The 18,217-nt window shown below is 67.3% G+C and carries 15 protein-coding genes; 9 read left to right on the forward strand and 6 right to left on the reverse strand.

Going from position 1 to position 18,217, the window contains the following annotated elements:
* Window positions 1-71 precede the first annotated feature (71 nt).
* The 8 genes from Q4F19_RS09340 to Q4F19_RS09375 all read left to right on the forward strand — a co-directional run bounded on the left by Q4F19_RS09340 (window position 72) and on the right by Q4F19_RS09375 (window position 10,967).
* On the forward strand, window positions 72-302 hold the full coding sequence (locus Q4F19_RS09340; protein ID WP_303541831.1) for a biotin/lipoyl-containing protein: 231 nt from the start codon (window positions 72-74) through the stop codon (window positions 300-302).
* Window positions 303-451: 149 nt separating this feature from the next.
* Window positions 452-2,407 (forward strand): flavin-containing monooxygenase, encoded by a 1,956-nt coding sequence (locus Q4F19_RS09345; RefSeq protein ID WP_303541832.1) that lies wholly within the window; start codon window positions 452-454, stop codon window positions 2,405-2,407.
* A complete protein-coding gene (locus Q4F19_RS09350; protein WP_303541833.1) occupies window positions 2,404-4,500 on the forward strand; it encodes an acetate--CoA ligase family protein in 2,097 nt (698 codons plus the stop codon). The genes Q4F19_RS09345 and Q4F19_RS09350 overlap by 4 nt, the downstream gene beginning before the upstream one ends.
* Window positions 4,497-5,393, forward strand: a complete 897-nt coding sequence (locus Q4F19_RS09355) for an enoyl-CoA hydratase (protein WP_303541834.1) — start codon at window positions 4,497-4,499, stop codon at window positions 5,391-5,393. Before Q4F19_RS09350 ends, Q4F19_RS09355 begins: the two co-directional genes overlap by 4 nt.
* Window positions 5,390-6,547, forward strand: coding sequence for an acyl-CoA dehydrogenase family protein (locus Q4F19_RS09360; RefSeq protein ID WP_303541835.1), 1,158 nt, complete (start codon window positions 5,390-5,392; stop codon window positions 6,545-6,547). Before Q4F19_RS09355 ends, Q4F19_RS09360 begins: the two co-directional genes overlap by 4 nt.
* A gap of 3 nt (window positions 6,548-6,550) precedes the next feature.
* Window positions 6,551-7,585: an acyl-CoA dehydrogenase family protein gene (locus Q4F19_RS09365; protein ID WP_303541837.1), complete on the forward strand. Its 1,035-nt coding sequence runs from the start codon at window positions 6,551-6,553 to the stop codon at window positions 7,583-7,585.
* Window positions 7,575-9,590, forward strand: coding sequence for a flavin-containing monooxygenase (locus Q4F19_RS09370; protein WP_303541839.1), 2,016 nt, complete (start codon window positions 7,575-7,577; stop codon window positions 9,588-9,590). Before Q4F19_RS09365 ends, Q4F19_RS09370 begins: the two co-directional genes overlap by 11 nt.
* 60 nt (window positions 9,591-9,650) lie before the next feature.
* Window positions 9,651-10,967 carry an MFS transporter gene (locus Q4F19_RS09375; RefSeq protein WP_303541841.1) on the forward strand — a complete coding sequence of 439 codons (1,317 nt, stop codon included), beginning with the start codon at window positions 9,651-9,653 and terminating at the stop codon, window positions 10,965-10,967.
* Here Q4F19_RS09375 and Q4F19_RS09380 read toward each other — a convergent pair.
* Both Q4F19_RS09380 and Q4F19_RS09385 read right to left on the reverse strand, forming a co-directional pair.
* Window positions 10,918-11,325 carry a nuclear transport factor 2 family protein gene (locus Q4F19_RS09380; RefSeq protein WP_303541842.1) on the reverse strand — a complete coding sequence of 136 codons (408 nt, stop codon included), beginning with the start codon at window positions 11,323-11,325 and terminating at the stop codon, window positions 10,918-10,920. The genes Q4F19_RS09375 and Q4F19_RS09380 overlap by 50 nt on opposite strands.
* A gap of 107 nt (window positions 11,326-11,432) precedes the next feature.
* The gene (locus Q4F19_RS09385) at window positions 11,433-12,701 is read right to left on the reverse strand and encodes a CoA transferase (RefSeq protein WP_303541844.1); all 1,269 of its coding nucleotides are present in this window, start codon (window positions 12,699-12,701) and stop codon (window positions 11,433-11,435) included.
* A gap of 79 nt (window positions 12,702-12,780) precedes the next feature.
* On the opposite strand from Q4F19_RS09385, the gene Q4F19_RS09390 reads away from it, so the two are divergent.
* Entirely contained in the window at window positions 12,781-13,758 is a 978-nt protein-coding gene (locus Q4F19_RS09390) for an enoyl-CoA hydratase/isomerase family protein (protein ID WP_303541846.1), read from the forward strand.
* Here Q4F19_RS09390 and Q4F19_RS09395 read toward each other — a convergent pair.
* From Q4F19_RS09395 to Q4F19_RS09410, 4 genes are all read right to left on the reverse strand, one after another.
* On the reverse strand, window positions 13,654-15,093 hold the full coding sequence (locus Q4F19_RS09395; protein WP_341850177.1) for an amidohydrolase family protein: 1,440 nt from the start codon (window positions 15,091-15,093) through the stop codon (window positions 13,654-13,656). The genes Q4F19_RS09390 and Q4F19_RS09395 overlap by 105 nt on opposite strands.
* Window positions 15,094-15,096: 3 nt before the next feature.
* Entirely contained in the window at window positions 15,097-16,584 is a 1,488-nt protein-coding gene (locus tag Q4F19_RS09400) for a class I adenylate-forming enzyme family protein (RefSeq protein ID WP_303541848.1), read from the reverse strand.
* 66 nt (window positions 16,585-16,650) lie between these two features.
* On the reverse strand, window positions 16,651-16,941 hold the full coding sequence (locus Q4F19_RS09405) for a hypothetical protein (RefSeq protein WP_303541850.1): 291 nt from the start codon (window positions 16,939-16,941) through the stop codon (window positions 16,651-16,653).
* Between the two features lie 27 nt (window positions 16,942-16,968).
* Window positions 16,969-18,198, reverse strand: coding sequence for a CaiB/BaiF CoA transferase family protein (locus Q4F19_RS09410; protein WP_303541852.1), 1,230 nt, complete (start codon window positions 18,196-18,198; stop codon window positions 16,969-16,971).
* Between the last annotated feature and the right edge of the window lie 19 nt (window positions 18,199-18,217).

The raw sequence follows: 18,217 nt of genomic DNA on the forward strand, positions 1-18,217 counted from the left end.
GCCAAAATCCATCACGAGCTTCAGGACGCGCCCGATCGAAGGCCGTCCCCCACACGGAAGGCGATACGTCCATGGCAACCGAGATCCTGCTCCCCAAGATCGGCTTTTCGATGACGGAAGGCATCCTGGCGGAATGGCTCGTCGAGGAGGGCGCCGCGGTCACCGAGGGGCAGCCCCTGTTCACGATCGAGAGCGACAAATCCACCAACGAGGTCGAGGCGCCGGCGTCCGGTATCCTGCGGATCAGCGGCAAGGCCGGCGAGACCTTCGACGTTGGCGCCGTCATCGGACTCATCGAGTAAGCCGCTTCGCCCCGCCGATGAATGCCTAGGTGGCATTGCATTATCTGCGGCACGAGTTATCCCGCCCGTCGACAAATAAACGGATCCGGTGGCGTCCCGGTGACTGCCTCCGTCCGTGCCGTTTACAATGAGATCGGACTAATAAGGTCATGTCGAAGGTCGATGACACCCAGGCGGTAAGGGCTCTCGCCGCGACGGACCCTGAATTTCTCGACGCCCATCTCGCGCAGCTCGACCCGGTACCCCTCCTGCTGGTGTACACGCATCTTTCGGGCGATGAATCGCTGCTCGAAGCGTTCCAGCCGCACATCAAAGGTGCCTGGAGCTTCGAGGTCGACGTCCCCGACGCCCTGTTCGCCGAATTGCGGGCGCGCACGATCGCCGTCTTCAAGGATTATGCCCGGGACGAGCGGCCCCTGCCCCCCGCCCCGGACATGGATCGCCTGCAGCGCATGTGCGATGTCGCGGTCGGCCAGAACGTCCCGTCCGAATATCTTCCGATGGTGCTGGAGGAACTCAACTTCGACCAGACCGACGCAAAGTCCGTGCGCTGGCGCAAGCCGGTGCCAGCCGAGAGGCTTGCACAGTTCCACGTGCTGGTTGTCGGGCTTGGATATTCCGGTCTTGCCATGGCCATCAAGCTCAAGGAAGCGGGGATACCGTTCACTGTCATCGAGAAGAATGATGACGTCGGCGGGACCTGGTACGAGAATACGTACCCGGGCGTTGCCGTCGACACACCCAATCACTTCTATTCCTACTCCTTCCGAGCCTCTTCGGAGTGGGATCATTATTTCGCGCTGGGCCCCGAGGTCATCAATTACATCCGCACGGTCTATGCCGAGTCCGGTATCGCCGAGCATGTTCGCTTCGAGCAGGAGGTCACGCGCGCGACCTGGAACGAAAGCGAGGCCAAGTGGGAAGTGTCGATCCGGCGCGCGGATGGCAGCGAATACAGCCTCAGTGCGAACGCCTTCGTCAGCGGCACGGGCCTTCTCAATCGCCCGTCAATCCCGGCGATCGCCGGTCTCGATACGTTCGAAGGTCCCAAATTCCATTCCGCGCAATGGGATCATGATGTCGACCTCACGGCCAAGAATGTCGTCCAGATCGGCACGGGCGCCAGCGGCATGCAGATCGCGCCCCAGATTGCCCCCAAGGTCGGCCACCTGACCATCTTTCAGCGGTCGCCGCATTGGGCCCGCAAGAATCCGCTTCTGTTCGCCCAGGTCAGCGACGGGGTGAAATGGGGCCTGGAGCATGTCCCCTTCTACACGAAGTGGTGGCGCTTCCAGTTGCTCTACGCGACTTCGGACGGTATGCTTCCTACCCTGCGCAAGGACCCGGACTGGCCCGAGCCCGAGACCTCGCTCAATGCAGCGAACAAGCTGATCCGCGAGCAGCTGATCGAGCATATGCGATCCGAGCTGAAGGGCGACGAGGCCCTCCTTGCCAAGGTGACCCCCGCCTTCCCGCCTTACGGCAAGCGGATGCTACGCGACGGAAACTGGTTTCAGACGCTCACGCGCGACAATGTGGAGCTCGTGACGAGCGGGATCGATCGCGTGACGCCTTCCGGCGTGATCGACCGGGACGGCGTCGAGCATCCCGCCGACGTCATCATCCTCGCGACCGGCTTCAAGGCGCAGGCCCCTCTCTACCCGATGGAGATCATTGGACGGGCCGGGTCGATCCGCGACCATTGGGGCGACGACAATCCCCGCGCGCACCTGGGCATCACCGTGCCCGACTTTCCGAACCTGTTCATTCTCTATGGCCCCGGCACCAATGGCGGGCATGGCGGGAGTGCTGTGTTCAACAGCGAGTGCCAGGTCCGCTACACGATGATGGCGTTACGCGAGTTGATCGAACGTGATGCCGCGAGCCTCGACGTGCGCCGCGCGCCCTTCGACGACTATCAGCAGGTGTTCGACGCCGAACATGCCCAGCTCGTCTGGACGCATCCCGGCGTCAACAACTGGTATCGCAACAAGGACGGCCGGGTGGTGACCAACTCGCCGTGGCGCCTCAGCCATTACCGGAATCTGACGGCCGACTTCAAAGCCGAAGACTATGACATCAAGGCCGCAAAGGTGAGCGCATGACCCTTCTGCCCCTTCTGGCGCCGCGCTCGATCGCCGTCATCGGCGCCTCGGACAACAAGGCGCGCATCGGCGGCGTGCCTGTCGACCTGCTGATCCGGGCGAAGTTCGAAAGGCTCTACCCAGTTAATCCAAAAAGCCCGGCCGTGCAGGGGCTGAAGGCCTATCCTGCGATCGAGGACGTGCCGGAGACGGTTGATCTTGTGGTCGTCGCCGTGTCGGCCGATGCGACGCTCGACCAGCTGGAGCGCGCGCACGCGCTCGGGATCCCCGCCGCGATCGTCTACGCGTCGGGTTATGCCGAAACCAACGAGGCAGACGGCATCGCCCGGCAGGCCGAGCTGACCGCCTTCGCCGAGCGTACCGGGATGGTCGTGGCCGGCCCGAACTGCATGGGCAACGCCAACTTCACCGACGCCGTCTTCACGACCTTCGGCCAGTCGTTCCAGCCGGGCGAGACGGCCGGCAACACGGCGCTGCTGACCCAGTCGGGCAATATGTGCGCCACCCTGTTCCGGATGGCCCGGCGTGCCGGCGTGACGTTCAGCCATGTCATCAACACCGGCAACGAGGCCAATGTCGATTTCAGCGACTATCTCGATTTCCTTGCCGCTGACGCCTCGACCCATTCGGCGCTCTGCTATGTCGAGGAGCTGCGCGACGGGGCGAAGTTCCTCGCCGCGGCAGCGCGATTCCGGGCCGCCGGCAAGCTCCTTGCCGTCTACAAAGTCGGCGCCTCAGAAAAGGGGGCAGCGGCCGCCCGTTCGCATACCGCCGCCCTCGCCGGCGACACGGCCGCCTATGACGCCGCGTTCCTCAAGGCCGGCGTCGCGCGCGCCAGCGAGCTCTCGACTCTGTCGGATCTCGGCTACCTCCATACACTTGGCGACAAGATCGGCGGCGGCAATTGCGCGATCCTGTCCATATCGGGTGCGGCCGGGGCCATCCTCTCCGATGCGCTGAGCCTCGCGGGCGGTGACGTGCCCACGCTCCCGGACGCGGTGCAGCAGGGGCTGGCCGCGCAGATCCCCGGTCATTCGATGGTCTCCAATCCGGTCGACATGACCGGCAACATCGTCAACGCGAACGACTTCCTGTCGGAATGCATCCGGCTGGTGCTCGAGCCCGACGATATCGACGTCGTCCTGCTCTATCTCCCGGGCGTCTTCCTGAAGAACGCGCTCGATCAGGTGGAAAAGGCGGCCGCGACGGCAGGCAAGGCTCTGATCGTGATCGATACGTTCGCGCTCGCCGACCGCGATGCGCTGGCGAAAGCGGGCATCGGCTATTTCGACGATTTCGACCGGGCGGCCAAGGCGATCGCTGCGTACGGCGCCTGGAAGACAGCGCGGGCGCAGGCGACGGCACCGGCCGTCACCACGGCCGCCTGGCCGCAGCTGCCGGACGATCGTTCGGCGCTGTCGGAAACGGAGGGCAAGGAGGCGCTCGCCTTGTTCGGCGTCCCCGTCGTGCGCGACGCGCTGGTCACCACCGCACAAGAGGCGCGTGTCCAGGCCGAAGCGGTCGGCTTCCCGCTCGTCGCCAAGCTCGTCAGTCCCGATGTCGCGCACAAGACCGAGCATGGCCTGATCCGCCTGTCCCTGCAGACGGCCGATGCCGCGGTCGACGCCTTCGAGCAGATGATGGCCAAGGCCAGGTCGATGAACGTCCATATCGAAGGCGTGACGTTCGAACCCATGCTTCAGGGCGGGGTCGAGATCCTCGCCGGTGTCACGCGTGATCCCGTGTTTGGCTGGATGCTGACCGTAGGGCTGGGCGGCGTGTGGACCGAACTGATGAAGGACGCGACGCATCGTCTCCTGCCGGTCGATGCCGCCGGCGCCGAAGCGATGCTGCGCAGCCTCAAGGGCTTCGGCCTGTTGGACGGCTATCGCGGCGCGCCGAAGGCCGACGTGGCGCAGGCGGCCAAGGCGATCGCGGCGCTGGGCGACGCGGTTCTCGCCGGCGGCAGCAGGCTGCGCGAGGTGGAGGTCAACCCGCTCCTCGTCATGCCGCAGGGCAAGGGCGCGGTCGCGGTCGACGCTCTGGTGCTGCTCACCGAACCGGAGCCGGTCAGAACGAGGGAAGTGGCATGAGCGATCTCATTGAACGGTCGGACGCGGGCATCGTCTACGAGACCGAAGAGCCGGTCCGGTTCGAAACGATCGACGGCGTGGCCTGGATCACGATGAATAGGCCGACCTTCAACAATGCCCAGAACAGCCAGATGACCTATGCGCTCGACGCGGCGTTCCAGCGCGCGGTCAGCGACGACGCCGTCCATGCGATCGTCCTGGCGGGCGAAGGCAAGCATTTCTCCGCCGGTCACGACATCGGAACCCCAGGGCGCGACGTCAACAAGAGCTTCGACCGCGCCCTGCTGCTCGCCGATCATACCAACAAGCCTGCCGCCGAATTTCTCTATACGCGCGAGCAGGAAGTGTATCTCGGCATGTGTCGTCGCTGGCGCGATGCGCCCAAGGCCACCATTGCGATGGTCCAGGGTGCCTGTATCGCGGGCGGCCTCATGCTCGCCTGGGTCTGCGACCTCATCGTCGCCTCGGAGGATGCCTTCTTCCAGGATCCGGTGGTTCGCATGGGCATACCGGGCGTCGAATATTTCGCGCATGCCTTCGAGCTTCCGCCGCGCGTGGCCAAGGAATTCCTCCTGCTCGGCGAGCGGATGACGGCCGCGCGTGCCGAGCAGTTCGGGATGGTCAACCGGGTCGTTCCCCGCGATCAGCTGCGCGAGGAGACCGCCAGGATCGCGGCCAAGCTCGCCGCCCAGCCGCGCCTCGGGGTCTGGTTGACGAAGCAGGCGGTCAATCATGTCGAGGAGCTGCGCGGCAAGCGCAGCGCGATGGATGCCGTCTATCACATGCATCACTTCGCCCACGCCCAGAACGATCTCACCGTCGGCAATTCGATCGGCGGTCTCGACGGCAAGGCGATGGCTGCCGAAAACAAGAAGCAGGCGGGCGAGGCGTGAAGCTCGAATATACCGACGATCAGCGGGCCTTCCGGGCGGAGGTTCGCGCGTGGATGGACGCGAATGTCCCCGATGGCCCCCTGCCCTCCTTCGACCTGACGCGCGAAGGCTTCGAGGCGCATCGCGCCTGGGAGCGCAAGCTCAATGAAGGTCGCTGGGGCATGGTGACCTGGCCCGAGGAGCTTGGCGGGCGGGGTCTCGATCTCATCCGCTGGCTGATCTTCGAGGAAGAATATTACCGCGCCAACGCGCCGACCCGCGTCAATCAGAACGGCATCTTCCTGCTCGGTCCCACGATGATGGAGTTCGGCACCGAGGAGCAGAAGCGGCGCTTCCTGCCGTCGATGGCTGCAGGCGACATTGTATGGGCCCAGGCCTGGTCCGAGCCGGGCGCCGGCAGCGACCTTGCGGGCATCCGCTCGACGGCGACCCGCGACGGCGACGACTATGTGCTGAACGGCCAGAAGATCTGGTCCAGCCGCGCGACCTTTGCCGACTGGGCCTTCGGTCTGTTCCGGGCGCCCGGAAGCGAGCGCCACAAGGGGATGAGCCTGATCCTGTTTCCGTTGGACGCGCCCGGCGTGACCGTGCGCCCCATCGAGCGCATGGACGGCGAGAAGGTGTTCGCCGAGATCTTCCTCGACAATGTCCGGGTGCCTGCCGCCGATCGCCTCGGCGAGGAGGGCCAGGGCTGGCACGTGTGCATGGCAACCGCAGGCTTCGAACGCGGGCTGCTGCTGCGATCGCCGGCGCGCTACCAGGAAGCGGTCCGCAAGCTGATCGCGCTCTACCAGGCGCACCGGGACATACTGCCGGCCTCGATCGGAGAGCGGGTGGCGAAGGTCTGGATGAACTCTGAGGCCTATGCCCTGACCATCTATGCGATGGCGTCCCGGCTCGCGGCGGGGGGCACGATCGGCCCGGAGGCGTCGACGAACAAGATTTTCTGGTCGGAGCTCGACATCGATCTTGCCCGTACGGCGCTCGATATTCTGGGCGACAGGGCCGAACTGAGTCCGCAGGCGCGCGACAGCGGCGATGTCGGCGACTGGCTCGGCTATCATATCTTCGCGCTCGGCGGGCCGATCTATGCCGGCTCCAACGAGATCCAGCGCAACATCATCGCCGAGCGAATGCTCGGGCTGCCGAGGTAGGTCATGCAGTTCGCCTTCACCGAGGACCAGCTCGCGATCACCCAGGCCGCGCGCGAGATGCTCGTCGAGACCTGCCAGCCGGCGGATCTGCGTCGGATGCTCGCCGCGCAGGCCGCGCGCGATGCCGCGCGCTGGCAGACGATCGTTGACATGGGCCTGCTCGGCCTCCTGGCGCCCGACGAGGCCGCCGGGATGGGCCTGGCACCGGTCGACCTGGTCGGCATCGCCGAGGCGGCCGGTTATGTCGGTCTGCCGGAGCCGCTGGTCGAGACGGCCGGCATCGGGGTGCCCCTGCTGGCCGCCCTCGGCGACGCATCGCGCCTCGCCGCTGCCATCGCCGGGGAGAGCGTGGCGATCGGCTATCCGGGTCGACGCTTCGTCGCCGACGCCGATACGGCGGGCACGTTGCTGCTGGCCGATGGCGACGCCTTGCATCTGGTCGACGCCAAGGATGTGGGGCTGACGCGGCAGGAGAGCATCGACCCGTTCCGTCGCCTGTTCCGGGTCGACTGGACGCCGACGGAGGCGACGCGGCAGACGATCGGCTGGGGCGACACGGCCGACCGGGGCGCGGTAATGACGGCGGCCCAGCTTATCGGCATCGGCCAGCGCGCGATCGATCTGGCGGTGGCCTATGCCAAGGAACGCAACCAGTTCGGAAAACCGATCGGCAGCTACCAGGCGATCAAGCATCTGATCGCCACGGCGCAGGTGGCGGTCGAATTCGCACGGCCCGTGGTCTATGCCGCTGCCGCCGAGCTGCCGCTCGACAGCGTCGCGTCGAGAGCGCGGATCAGCCATGCAAAGATCGTCGCCGGCGAGGCTGCCGACCTGGCCACCCGCACCGCCGTACAGGTGCATGGCGCGATGGGCATCACCTGGGAAATCGACGTGCACTTCTTCCTGAAGCGTGCGCTCGCTTTGCGGGCCGACTGGGGCACCACCGCGTTCCACACCGCGCGCGTGCTCGAGCGGATCATGACCCTGCCGACCGGCCCCGATCTGACGTTTTCAAGCGATGTCGCCCGTGCGGCCTGACGCCGGCACGGTCGCTGGCGAGGCACCTCTGCACAGCAGCACCGCTGACGCACCCTTCAACCAAGTGCTCGCGGGCCTGACGCCCCGGCTGGACAGTGCAGGCGAGAGCGATGCTGCGATCGACGCAGCGGTGCAGTCGGCCGGGCTCATGCCCTTGCTGATGGCGGTCGTGCATATGACCGGGAGCCTCGCGATCCTGGACGAAGCCGGCCCGACGGCGCGCCCGCTCCACAGCACCGACATGAATGGCGGCATCGCGCCGGAGACGGCGGCGGCGCTGCGCGAGCATGCCGCGCGCGCCATTCGCGCATGGCGCGACGCCGGCTGTCCGCCTGCCTATCAGCCCACGGCCGACGAGCTGGCGCGCATGTTCGATACGCTGGCCGGCGCGACGCTCGATCCGCGCTACCGTCCCTTGCTGACCGAAGAGCTCGGCTTCACCGGGGACGAGCGTCGGGACGACTGGGACCGCAGCGTCGGCGACGCCGAAAAGGCGGCGACCCCCGTGCTCGTGATCGGCGCGGGCCTGTCGGGCCTGCTGATGGGCTATCGCCTCAGCCAGGCGGGTCTCCCGTTCACGATCATCGAGAAGAATGACGGTCCCGGCGGGACGTGGTTCGAGAATCGGTATCCAGGCGCCCGGGTCGACGTTCCGAGCCACTGTTACTCCTACAGCTTCACCCGCGATTTCGCGTGGCCGGAACTCTTCTCCCCCTGGCCGATCCTGCGCGCCTATTTCGCGCAGGCCAGCGAGCGCTTCGGTCTGACCCCGCATATCCGCTATCGCGCCGCCGTGACCCGCGCGGTCTATGACGAGGCGAGCGGCGAGTGGGATGTCACGCTGCGCACCGACACCAGCGAAGAGCGTCTGCGCGTCCGCGCCATCGTCAGCGCCGTCGGCCAGCTCAATCGTCCGCTCATTCCCGAGATCGCAAATGCCGACGCCTTCCGCGGCCAGCATTTTCACACCTCGCGCTGGCCGGAGGGCCTCGACGTAGAGCGCAAGAAGATCCTCGTCGTCGGCACGGCGGCAACCGCGCTCCAGCTCATCCCCGAGCTTGCCGAACGCGGCGCCGACGTTAGTGTCTTCCAGCGCTCGCCGACATGGGTCTTCGTCCACCCCGAATATCGCAACGCAATCGGTGCCGGCCAGCAATGGGCGATCGACCATCTTCCGGGCTATGCCCGCTGGTATCGGCTGATCCTCTACAATTGGGCCGGCGACGGGGCGCCGGCGCATATGCTGATCGACCCGGACTGGACGGAGGAAGGCTCGATCAGCGCCGCCAACGCGGCTGCGCGCGACCGGCTGACGCGGGGCATGCAGGCCATGATCGGCGAGGACCCGGCGCTGCTCGACCAGCTCATTCCCAAATATCCGCCTTATGTGAAGCGACCCAATCTTGGCGACGGGGGGTTCTTCCGTGCCTTCTCGCGCCCGAATGTGCGCCTGGTCACGCAAGGCGCGCAGCGCTTCACCGAAACCGGCCTGATCGATGCCGAAGGCGTCGAGCATCCGGCCGACATCGTCGTCTATGCCACCGGCTTTCGTGCGCTCGAATATCTGGCGCCGATGGAGATTGTCGGCCGTGGCGGCAAGCGGATCGATCAATATTGGGGAGACGAGGCCCGGGCCTATCTCGGCATCACGGTTCCCGATTTTCCCAATCTCTTCCTGATGTACGGGCCGGGCACCAATCTCGGCTATAACGGCAATCTGTTCTTCAACGGCGAATGCCAGGCGCGCTACATCATGGGCTGCCTGCGCTGGATGGTGGAGGACGGTCTCAAATCCGTCGATCTGCGCCAGCCCGTCTATGACGATTATGCCGCGCGCATGGACAAAGCGCTCGCCGGGTTCAGCTGGTCGCATACGGGCGCCACCAACTGGTATCGGAACAAGTCGGGCAAGGTCATCTCCAATTCGCCCTGGCCGCTCGTCCAATATTGGGAGTGGACCCGCAGGCCCGACCGGTCGGACTACAGGGTCGAATATTCAGCCTGACGGGCAAGCAGGCCGCAAGCGGACCGTCCGAACCGAAACAGAATATATCAGGAGGGTCGAGTGTCGGTTCGGTTGGAGGGAAACAGCCGCGCGGAATGGCGCCAGCACTGGCCCACCGTGATCGCCGCCATGGCGGGTGTCGCAATGTCGACGATCAACAGCTACTCGGTGGGCGTCTTCATCGAGCCCCTCCAGCAGGCGTTCGGCTGGAGCCGGGCCGCCATCTCGCTCGGGCCCGCTTTGACCGCGCCGGTGGTGATCGTGCTGGCGCCGTTTCTGGGTCTGGCGATCGACCGGATCGGTCCCCGCAGGATCGGAATCATCGGTGTGACCGCCTTGTTTCTCTGCAACGTCCTCCTGGGCGCGGTCGGTCCGTCGATCTGGAGCTGGTGGGCGGTCTGGGGGCTCATCGCGGTCGGCAATCTGTTCATCCAGCCTTCGGTCTGGACCGCGGCCATTTCGGGCATGTTCTCCGCCGGACGCGGTCTCGCGCTCGCGATCGCGTTGTGCGGCAGCGGCATCGGATCGATGATCACGCCCTATCTGAGCTACACGTTGATCTCGCATTTCGGCTGGCGCCTGGGTTTTGTCGGGCTCAGCAGTTTCTGGGGCTTTATCGCGATCCCGCTCGTCTATTTCCTGTTCACCAGCATAAAGGACATAGCGCGTAAGATCCCGGGGAGGGCAGCGGCGGCGGTCCTGACGGCCGCACCGGCGGCGGCCACCGGCCGTCGTCAGTTGCTGTCGTGGAAGTTCATGCGGCTGGCGGCCGCTGGCGGCATCATCGCCTCGGTCGTCCTGTCGCTCGTCATGAACCTGGTGCCGGTCCTGACCTGGAACGGGCTCACCCGTGCCGAGGCTGCTGGTCTTGCCCCTCTGCTCGGCATCACGTCCATCGCCGGACGGCTGCTCATCGGCTTCCTTCTTGATCGGGTTCCGGGCACCTTGCTCGCCGGCGCCAGCGTCTGCCTGCCGATCGCCGCCAGCCTGCTGCTCCTGACCCAGCCCGCTTCGGTGCCCGCGGCGGCGGTGGCGATCCTCATTCTCGGGTTCACCCTCGGCGCCGAGCTTGATCTCGTCTCCTATCTGACGTCGCGTTATTTCGGCTTGCAGAATTTCGGCCTGCTGTTCGGGACGATCGGCGGCCTGATCACGCTGCTGACCTCGCTCGCGCCGCTGGCGATGAACTCGGTCTATGACGCCACCGGCTCCTACGCCCATCCCTTATGGGCCTATTTGCCGCTGTGCCTGCTGTCGGCCATCCTGTTCCTATCGCTCGGTCGCTATCCGACGGCCGGCGACACGGAGGGATCGGAGCCGGCGGCCGTCAGCCTGGCTCAATATCGCATGTCGCCGTCAGCGCCCCCTCCGGCGTGAAGCTGGCGCCGCGCTCGACATATTCGTCGAGCCGCGCGATCAGTCCGTCTTCGAGCCGGACGACGATGCAGACGGGCCAGGCCCGCCGGTCGCCGGTCGCCGTGCGCACCGCCAGGACGAACTGCTGGACGCAGCCGCCGGGGGTCGGCTGCCGGTCGACGGCGGCGACGACGCGCTCGGGAAAGGCCGCGACGAAGGCCGCGTAGCCGGCTGCGGCCGCGGCCCGGTTCTGGAGGATGCGATCGAAGCCGTGCCAGACCCGCACGTCGGCGGTGCAGCAGGCCATGACGGCGACGACGTCGCCCCGGCTCAGCGCACCATAGAAACGATCCAGGATATGGTCTCCGGTGTCCGTCACGTGCATCCCCTTTTGATGATCCGGCCGGACTGTGGAGGGGACGCGACCGCGGTCAAAGCCAAAGCGCTGCCGGCGCCGCTCCCGCCGGCGAGATATCGCCTCGGCAATCATTTGGCCGGATGGGAGCGCAGCGCGTAGAGGTCCGCATCGTCGGCCTCGGCCATCACCTGCCAGTCATGCGCCTCCGCGGCGGAGGCGGCGAACGTGCAGGCGAAGGCCACGACCTCGGCGAGCGCCAGCGAGATCAGCTGGCCCCCGCCCCCGTTCCAGGCGGCCCATCCGGCGGCTGCGGCGAGGAGGCCGGTCAGCGGATCGGCGATGGCGTCGCCCACGAACATCGTCTCGCCGCAGTTGGCGCGCATCGCGCTGGTCAGCCCGCCGGCGACGGCGGCATCGTCGCCATAGCCGATCCAGTCGGCGGCCGGGTCATGTCGGCCATGGCCGGTGATCGAGAGCCAGACCGCGCCCCGGGCGGCCTCGCGTTCGGCATCGACGCCCAGCGCGCGCAGCGCGCGGGGGCGCGACCCTTCGATGACGATGTCCGCGGCCCCGATGAGGTCGCGCAGCCGGGCGAGGTCCGTCTCGTCGCGAAAATCGAAGATCGCCGACTGTTTATCGCCATTGAGCAGATCGAAGAAGCCGGGATGCCCCCCGCGCCCGCCATCCGGTCGCGTGGTGCTTTCGACCTTGGTCACCCGTGCCCCGGCCATCGCCAGCAGGCTTCCGGCGAGCGGTCCGGCCCATAAGGAGGTGAGATCGACGACCAGCGGCGCGCCGGTGCGCGGGCCCTGCGCCTGCGGGAAGGCCGTCGCATCGAACGGTGCCGCGAGGCGCGCGGCGGGTCGATCGGCGGCGAGGGCGAGGCCGAGCACGCGTCCCCGCTCGACCAGCGTCTCGCGCGGCCAGGTGCGCACGAAGGCCGCCAGCGCGTCCCAGTCGCCGACGTCGGTCTGGACCATCGCTCCCGCGAGCGACCAGTCGTCGTCGCGCGGCAGGTTGATCGCCAGCAGGCCATCCGTCGCCGCGAGCAGCCGGCAGCTGCGATTGGCCGAAATGTCTCCCGATCGCGCCAGACCCAGCAGGCGCGATCGTTCGCCGAGCAGCAGGGCACCGCTGGCGGGCAGGCGCGTGCTGGCCGACAGGATCCGCAGGACCTCGAGGCTCGCATCGGCGAGCGTGGTGAGCGGGACCGGCGGGACGCGGCCTGGTCCATCGGGGCGCCCGGTCACGTTCATGAGCCCGGCCCGGCGCCAGGCGAGCGCGGGATGATCGCCGGCACTGGGCGTGGAAGCCAGCGCGACGCCGAACCGGTCGGTCAGCAGCCGCGCGAGCGCCTGCGGAAGCGCCGTCCAGGATGATCGCGAGAGGCCCTCCATATCATCGTCCTGGCGAAGCCGGTGTCGCTTGTCGATTGCGCGCCTTGTCAGGGGCATCCGTCGCGGTCACCGTGGATCCATGGAGGGCGAGCGCCTCGAGCCGTGGATGCTGCAGGCCGACTGGCGGGCCGAGATGCCGGCCTATCTGGTCGTCGATCTCGCGTCCTGGCCGGACGATCTCGACCTCGATCCCCTGCCCCCCGTTCCGCTCATCGGCCTCGGCGCGCGCGACCATCCCCAGGCGCATCGCGTCGACGCGCTGGCAGAACCCGAACTTCCGCCCGCCGCCCTCGCCCTCACCATGACCCGCTGCCCCCGCGCCGCGGCCACCCTCGTCCAGCTCCTCCGCGCAACGGCGTCGCTTGCGGCCGACGATGCCCTGACCGCGGAATCCTTCGCTTATGCGATGCTGCAAGGCGGGCGCGAGCATCATCTCTGGCGCGAAGCCCGCACGCCGGGCCCGATCGATCCTGGCGGTGCGGTCATCGTCTCGCGCGCGGGCAACCGGCTCGAGGTCCGCCTCGACCGCCCGGCGGCGCGCAATGCGATTGATCGGGCGATGCGCGACGCGTTGTTCGATGCGTTCAGCGTCGCCGCGATCGACAGGACGATCGAGGCCGTACGTCTGACAGGCGAAGGGCGCTGCTTCAGCATGGGCGCGGATCTGACCGAGTTCGGCACCACAACCGATCCCGCCGAGGCGCATGCCGTGCGCATGCGAACCCTGCCGGCAAGAGCGCTCGCGCGCCGGCCGGACATTTACGAGGTGCACGTCCAGGGTGGCTGCGTCGGATCGGGCCTCGAACTCGCCGCCTTCGCCCCCCGGCTCACGGCGTCGCCCGACGCCTGGTTCCAATTGCCCGAAATCGGCATGGGGATCCTGCCCGGTGCCGGAGGCTGCGTCTCGCTTCCGCGCCGCATCGGGCGGCAGCGCGCGGCCGCATTGATGCTGTCAGGCAAGCGCATCGGCGCCGCGACGGCGCTGCGCTGGGGGCTCGTCGACGCGATCATGGACGAGGCGCCCGGCGATCAAGGTGGCGCGGACCCGGACGTCTGAGAGGTCGGCCCGAGCCTCCTGCCAGGATGTTGCGAGCAGGCAGAGATCGGCGTCGCCGCCGACGGTCACGAACCGGGTGCGGGTAAGATCGAGCGGATCGGCAAGATAGAGCGAGAGGGCCTGTTCGGGCGACAGCGCCTCCTCCCCCCCGAGGACGGCGCCTTCGCGCGTGCGCCGCGAGACTGCCGTGGCCATGGCCGCCCAGGGGTCGGTCGGTCCATAAGGGGCATCGCTGCTTCCGGCCAACGCAATGCCGGCGTCCACAAAGGCGCGAAGCCGATACAGCTCCGGCCAGAGGGCGCAATCAATGTCCCGCCGATAGCGATCGCCGCGCGCGTGGATGAAGAGCGGCTGGCTGACGACTGCCGTCTTCAGGGCCGCAATCCGGCCAAGGAGGCTGTCGGGTGTCACCGAGGCATGCTCGATCCGGTCGGCGGGGTGGACGCCCGCCTCTTCCAGCGCCGCGATCGTGTAGACGAGCTCGACCTCGGTCACGCAATGGACGGCGACACCGCGCTGCTGGGCGTGGGCGGCGACGATGTCGGCGATCAGGTCGGCATGATCCGGCAGATCGGCCTCGTGCAGGTGGATCTTGACCGGCCCCAGAGCAAGAAACGGATTATAGTCCAGATCCGCCAGCGCGCGGGTTCCGGCCAGGACGACGCGCTGCGCCAGACGGCCTGCCCGCTGCTCCTCACTCACCCAGTGATGGGCGTCCCGCCCGTTGCTGGGGCTCATCTCGGTCAGGCCGGTCACGCCGCGGGCCGCATAGTCGGCGGCGATCGCGTCGAGCGCAGGCGGCTGTCCGCCGAGCGCGCGTCGCAGCCACGCATCGTCGTCGAACAGCCGGGCGGTGGTCCGATCGAGGCGGTCCGACGGTGGTTCGCCGCCAGCCAGCAGCCTGGCCAGACCCGCGCTGTTGAAGACCCACATCCGCCCGGAGCGGTGCTGGATCCGGACCGGCCTGTCCGGCGCGACCCGATCGAGCCAGTCGCGGTCGATCGGTCCGGCCACCCCCTCATCATAGCCGACGCCGCGCAGCCAGCCGTCTCCGGGTTCACCGAGCCGCGCGGCGAGGTCCCGGGCCGTGGCTACTTCCGGAGGCCCGCATCCCACGGAGGACCGGGCGACCGCGGTGGCGGCGAGATGAAGATGATGATCGTGCAGGCCGGGCAGAAGCGCGCCGCCCCGGGCATCGATCAGCGTCTCACCACCGCGCGGGTCGAGCGCCCCGATCGTGGCAATCCGGCCGGCGTCGATGCGGACGTCTGCGATCCGGCCATCGCGGAACGAGGCGTTGCGGATAAGGACAGGCGGATCGGCGATGATGCCCAACCTTTACGAAAACAGCTTCTTGACCTCGCGGCGCAGGAGCTTGCCCATCTCGTTATAGGGTAACGCCTCGACCCGTTCGATCCGTTCCGGAACGCGCGAGGAGCGCAGACGATCACGGATCAGCTTCTTCAGATCGTCGTCGCTCGCGGCGATGTCGCCCTTGGGGACGATCGCGACCCCGACCGCTTCGCCCCATTCGGCGGACGCAATGCCCACGGCCGCGGCGTCGGCGACGCCCGGATGGGACAGCAGCACGTCCTCGATCTCGCCCGGCGACATATTCTCTCCGCCGCGCACGATCACGTCGTCCGCGCGCCCGGACAGGAAGAGATAGCCGTCGGCGTCGAGATAACCGGCATCGCGCGTCGGGAACCAGCCATCCGCGATCAGGGCGCTGCGTTCCTTATATTCGCCCGACACCTGATCTCCGCGCACATAGATCTCGCCCGCCTCGCCCGCCGGCAGTGCGTGGCCGGCTTCGTCGCGGATCTCGATCTCGACGCTGGGCAACGGCTTGCCGACCGAGCCGAGCCGAGCCCGGATCGCCGGGTCGGCCGAACCTTGCGCCGCGCGATGTTCGTCGGGTCCAAGCAGCGCGACCGTGGAACTGGTTTCGGTGAGCCCATAGGCGTTGGTGAACGCGGTCTGGGGAAACAGGTCGAGCGCCTTGCCGATCAGTTCGATCGGCATCTTGCCGCCGCCATAGGCGATGGCGCGCAGGCTGGAGAGGTCGGCCCCGTCGGTCTTGTCCAGCTCTTCCACGATCCGGGACAGCATGGTCGGCACCAGGAAGGCGTTGCTGACCCGGTGGGCCTGCGCCAGCCCGATCCATTCGGCCGGATCGAAGGCCGGCAGCAGAAGGATGCGGCGCATCGCATAGATGGAGCTCATCAATGCCGAAATGCCGGCGATATGATAAGGCGGCACCGACACGAGGGCGGAATCCTGTTCCTCCGCGGCGCCGAACTCGACCGATCCGATAATGTAGGACACGAGATTGAAGTGGCGCAGGATCGCGGCCTTGGGCGCGGCCGTGGTGCCGCTCGTGAACAGCTGGACGGCGATGCCCGCGCCTTCGCCGGCATCCCGGTCGGGATCCTGGGTCGCAAGGGCGGCGGTGAGGAAGTCCGCGCGGTCGAGGATGACGTTGCGGGGGTCTGTCGCCAGCGTCCCCACCCGCGCCGCATCGCCCACGACATAAGCCGGCTCGAGGCGGACGATCAGCGCCCCCAGATCGACGTCGGCGAGCCGGTAGTTGAGCGGGCAATAGGGCACGCCGGCGAGTGCGGCGCCGAACAGGGCGATCGCGGCCGCCTCGCTGCCCGTGTCGAGCAAAGCGACATGCTCGACCCCGCTGGCGGCGATCTGCGCGGCGGCGCCGGTCGCGGCCCCCCATAGTTCGCCATAGGTCCAGTCGCGACCGTCGCAGGTCAGCCCGACCCGGTCGGGTTCGGCGTCGGCCGCCATTTTGAGAAGCAGAGAGATATCCACAGGTGGTGGCCGCCTTTTCGGTGCCGCAGCCTTGATGGCCAGCCGGCGGCTGGCCGGAGGATGCCGTCAGTCGGAGGAAGGGAGGGGTTTGGCGTCCTTGAGCTGGCACGCCACACCATCGATCGACAGAGACCCGGCGCCCGGCTTCACGCACAGCAGCTCGAAGCTGGCGGCCGCGTCGCTATAGCGCTTGCCCATCTTGGTGCCCGCCGCGAAGGCCGGATCGGGCACGCCTTTGTCGCCTGTGCGCTCCTCGACCATCGGGGCACCGCCGCATTCGATGCTACCCGGTCCGAGTTTGATCACCATGACCTCGGTGTCGCACACCGCGCTCTTGAGTTTCGTGCCGGCTTTCATGTCGATCCTTCTCCAGTGCGGGCCGGTTCAGGCGATCGCGCCCTTGGCCTTCAGGGCCTCGATCTGATCCCATTCGAGACCGAGCTCCATCAGGAACAATTCGGTATGCTCCGAGGCTTGCGGCGCGCGGGTGGTCTCGACCGGCGCGTGGTTGAACTGCACGGGGTTGCGGACCAGCTTCATCGACGGCGTACCCTCGTCGATCGCGTCGACTTCGATGAGCATGTCGTTGGCCAGCGCCTGCTCGTCGGTCGTCAGCTCCAGCAGGCTCTGCGCCGGGGCCCATTGCCCGGTGAAGCTCTTCAGATGGCTGCGCCAATATTCGAAGGGCTTCTGTGCGAAGGCCTCGACGAGGATGTCGCTCATCGGCTGCCAGTTTTCCATGAGTGCCCGACCGGTCGCGAAGCGCGGGTCCTGGCCGAGTTCAGGGCGGCCGATATGGTCGAACAGGCTCTGGGCGTAGGGCTCTGGCGTCAGTGTGCACAGATTGATGGTGCGATTGTCGGCGGTCTTGAAATTGCCGAGGAACGGATTTCCCGGCATGCCGCCCGAAACCGGCATCCGCGCCTGCGACGCCACGCCTGTCTCGAGCGCCTGGTTGATGCCGAGTCCCGCCGCCCACCAGGCGGTCGACAGCAGCGACACATCGAGCTCCGTCGCCTCGCCGGTCCGCTCGCGGTGGAACAGGGCCGCCGAAATGCCGCCGGCGATGAACATGCCGCCGATCGAATCCCCGAAGGCGCCGATCGGCTGGGTCAGGATGCCGTCGATTTCGGGGGGCGACATGGCCTGGCCGATGCCCGTCCGGGTCCAGAAGGCGGTCCCGTCAAATCCGCCCGCCGCGCGCTCGACCCCCTTGTCGCCGAAGGCCGATCCACGCGCATAGATAATGTTCGGATTGACGGCCCGGATATGCTCGATGTCGAACTTGTTCTTCTGCCGGGCGGACGGCAGGTAATTGGTCAGGAAGACGTCAGCCGTCTTCGCGATCTCGTAGAGCAGTTCCTGCCCCTCCGGCGTCGACACGTCGATGCCCACGCTGCGCTTGCCGCGATTGGGATGCTCCATCATCGGGTTGCGGTTGGGATCTACGCCTTGGCCATTCATGTTGATGAAGCCACGCTGCGTGTCGCCGCGCACCGGATGCTCGATCTTGATGACGTCCGCGCCCCAGTCGGCGAGCACCGCGCCTGCCGCCGGAACGAAGGTGAACTGAGCCACCTCCAGCACGCGTACGCCCTTCATTACCTGCGCCATAAGATAGTCTGTCCCCGGC

It is taken from the genome of Sphingomonas natans (assembly GCF_030546695.1).
Taxonomy (GTDB): domain Bacteria; phylum Pseudomonadota; class Alphaproteobacteria; order Sphingomonadales; family Sphingomonadaceae; genus Sphingomonas_I; species Sphingomonas_I natans.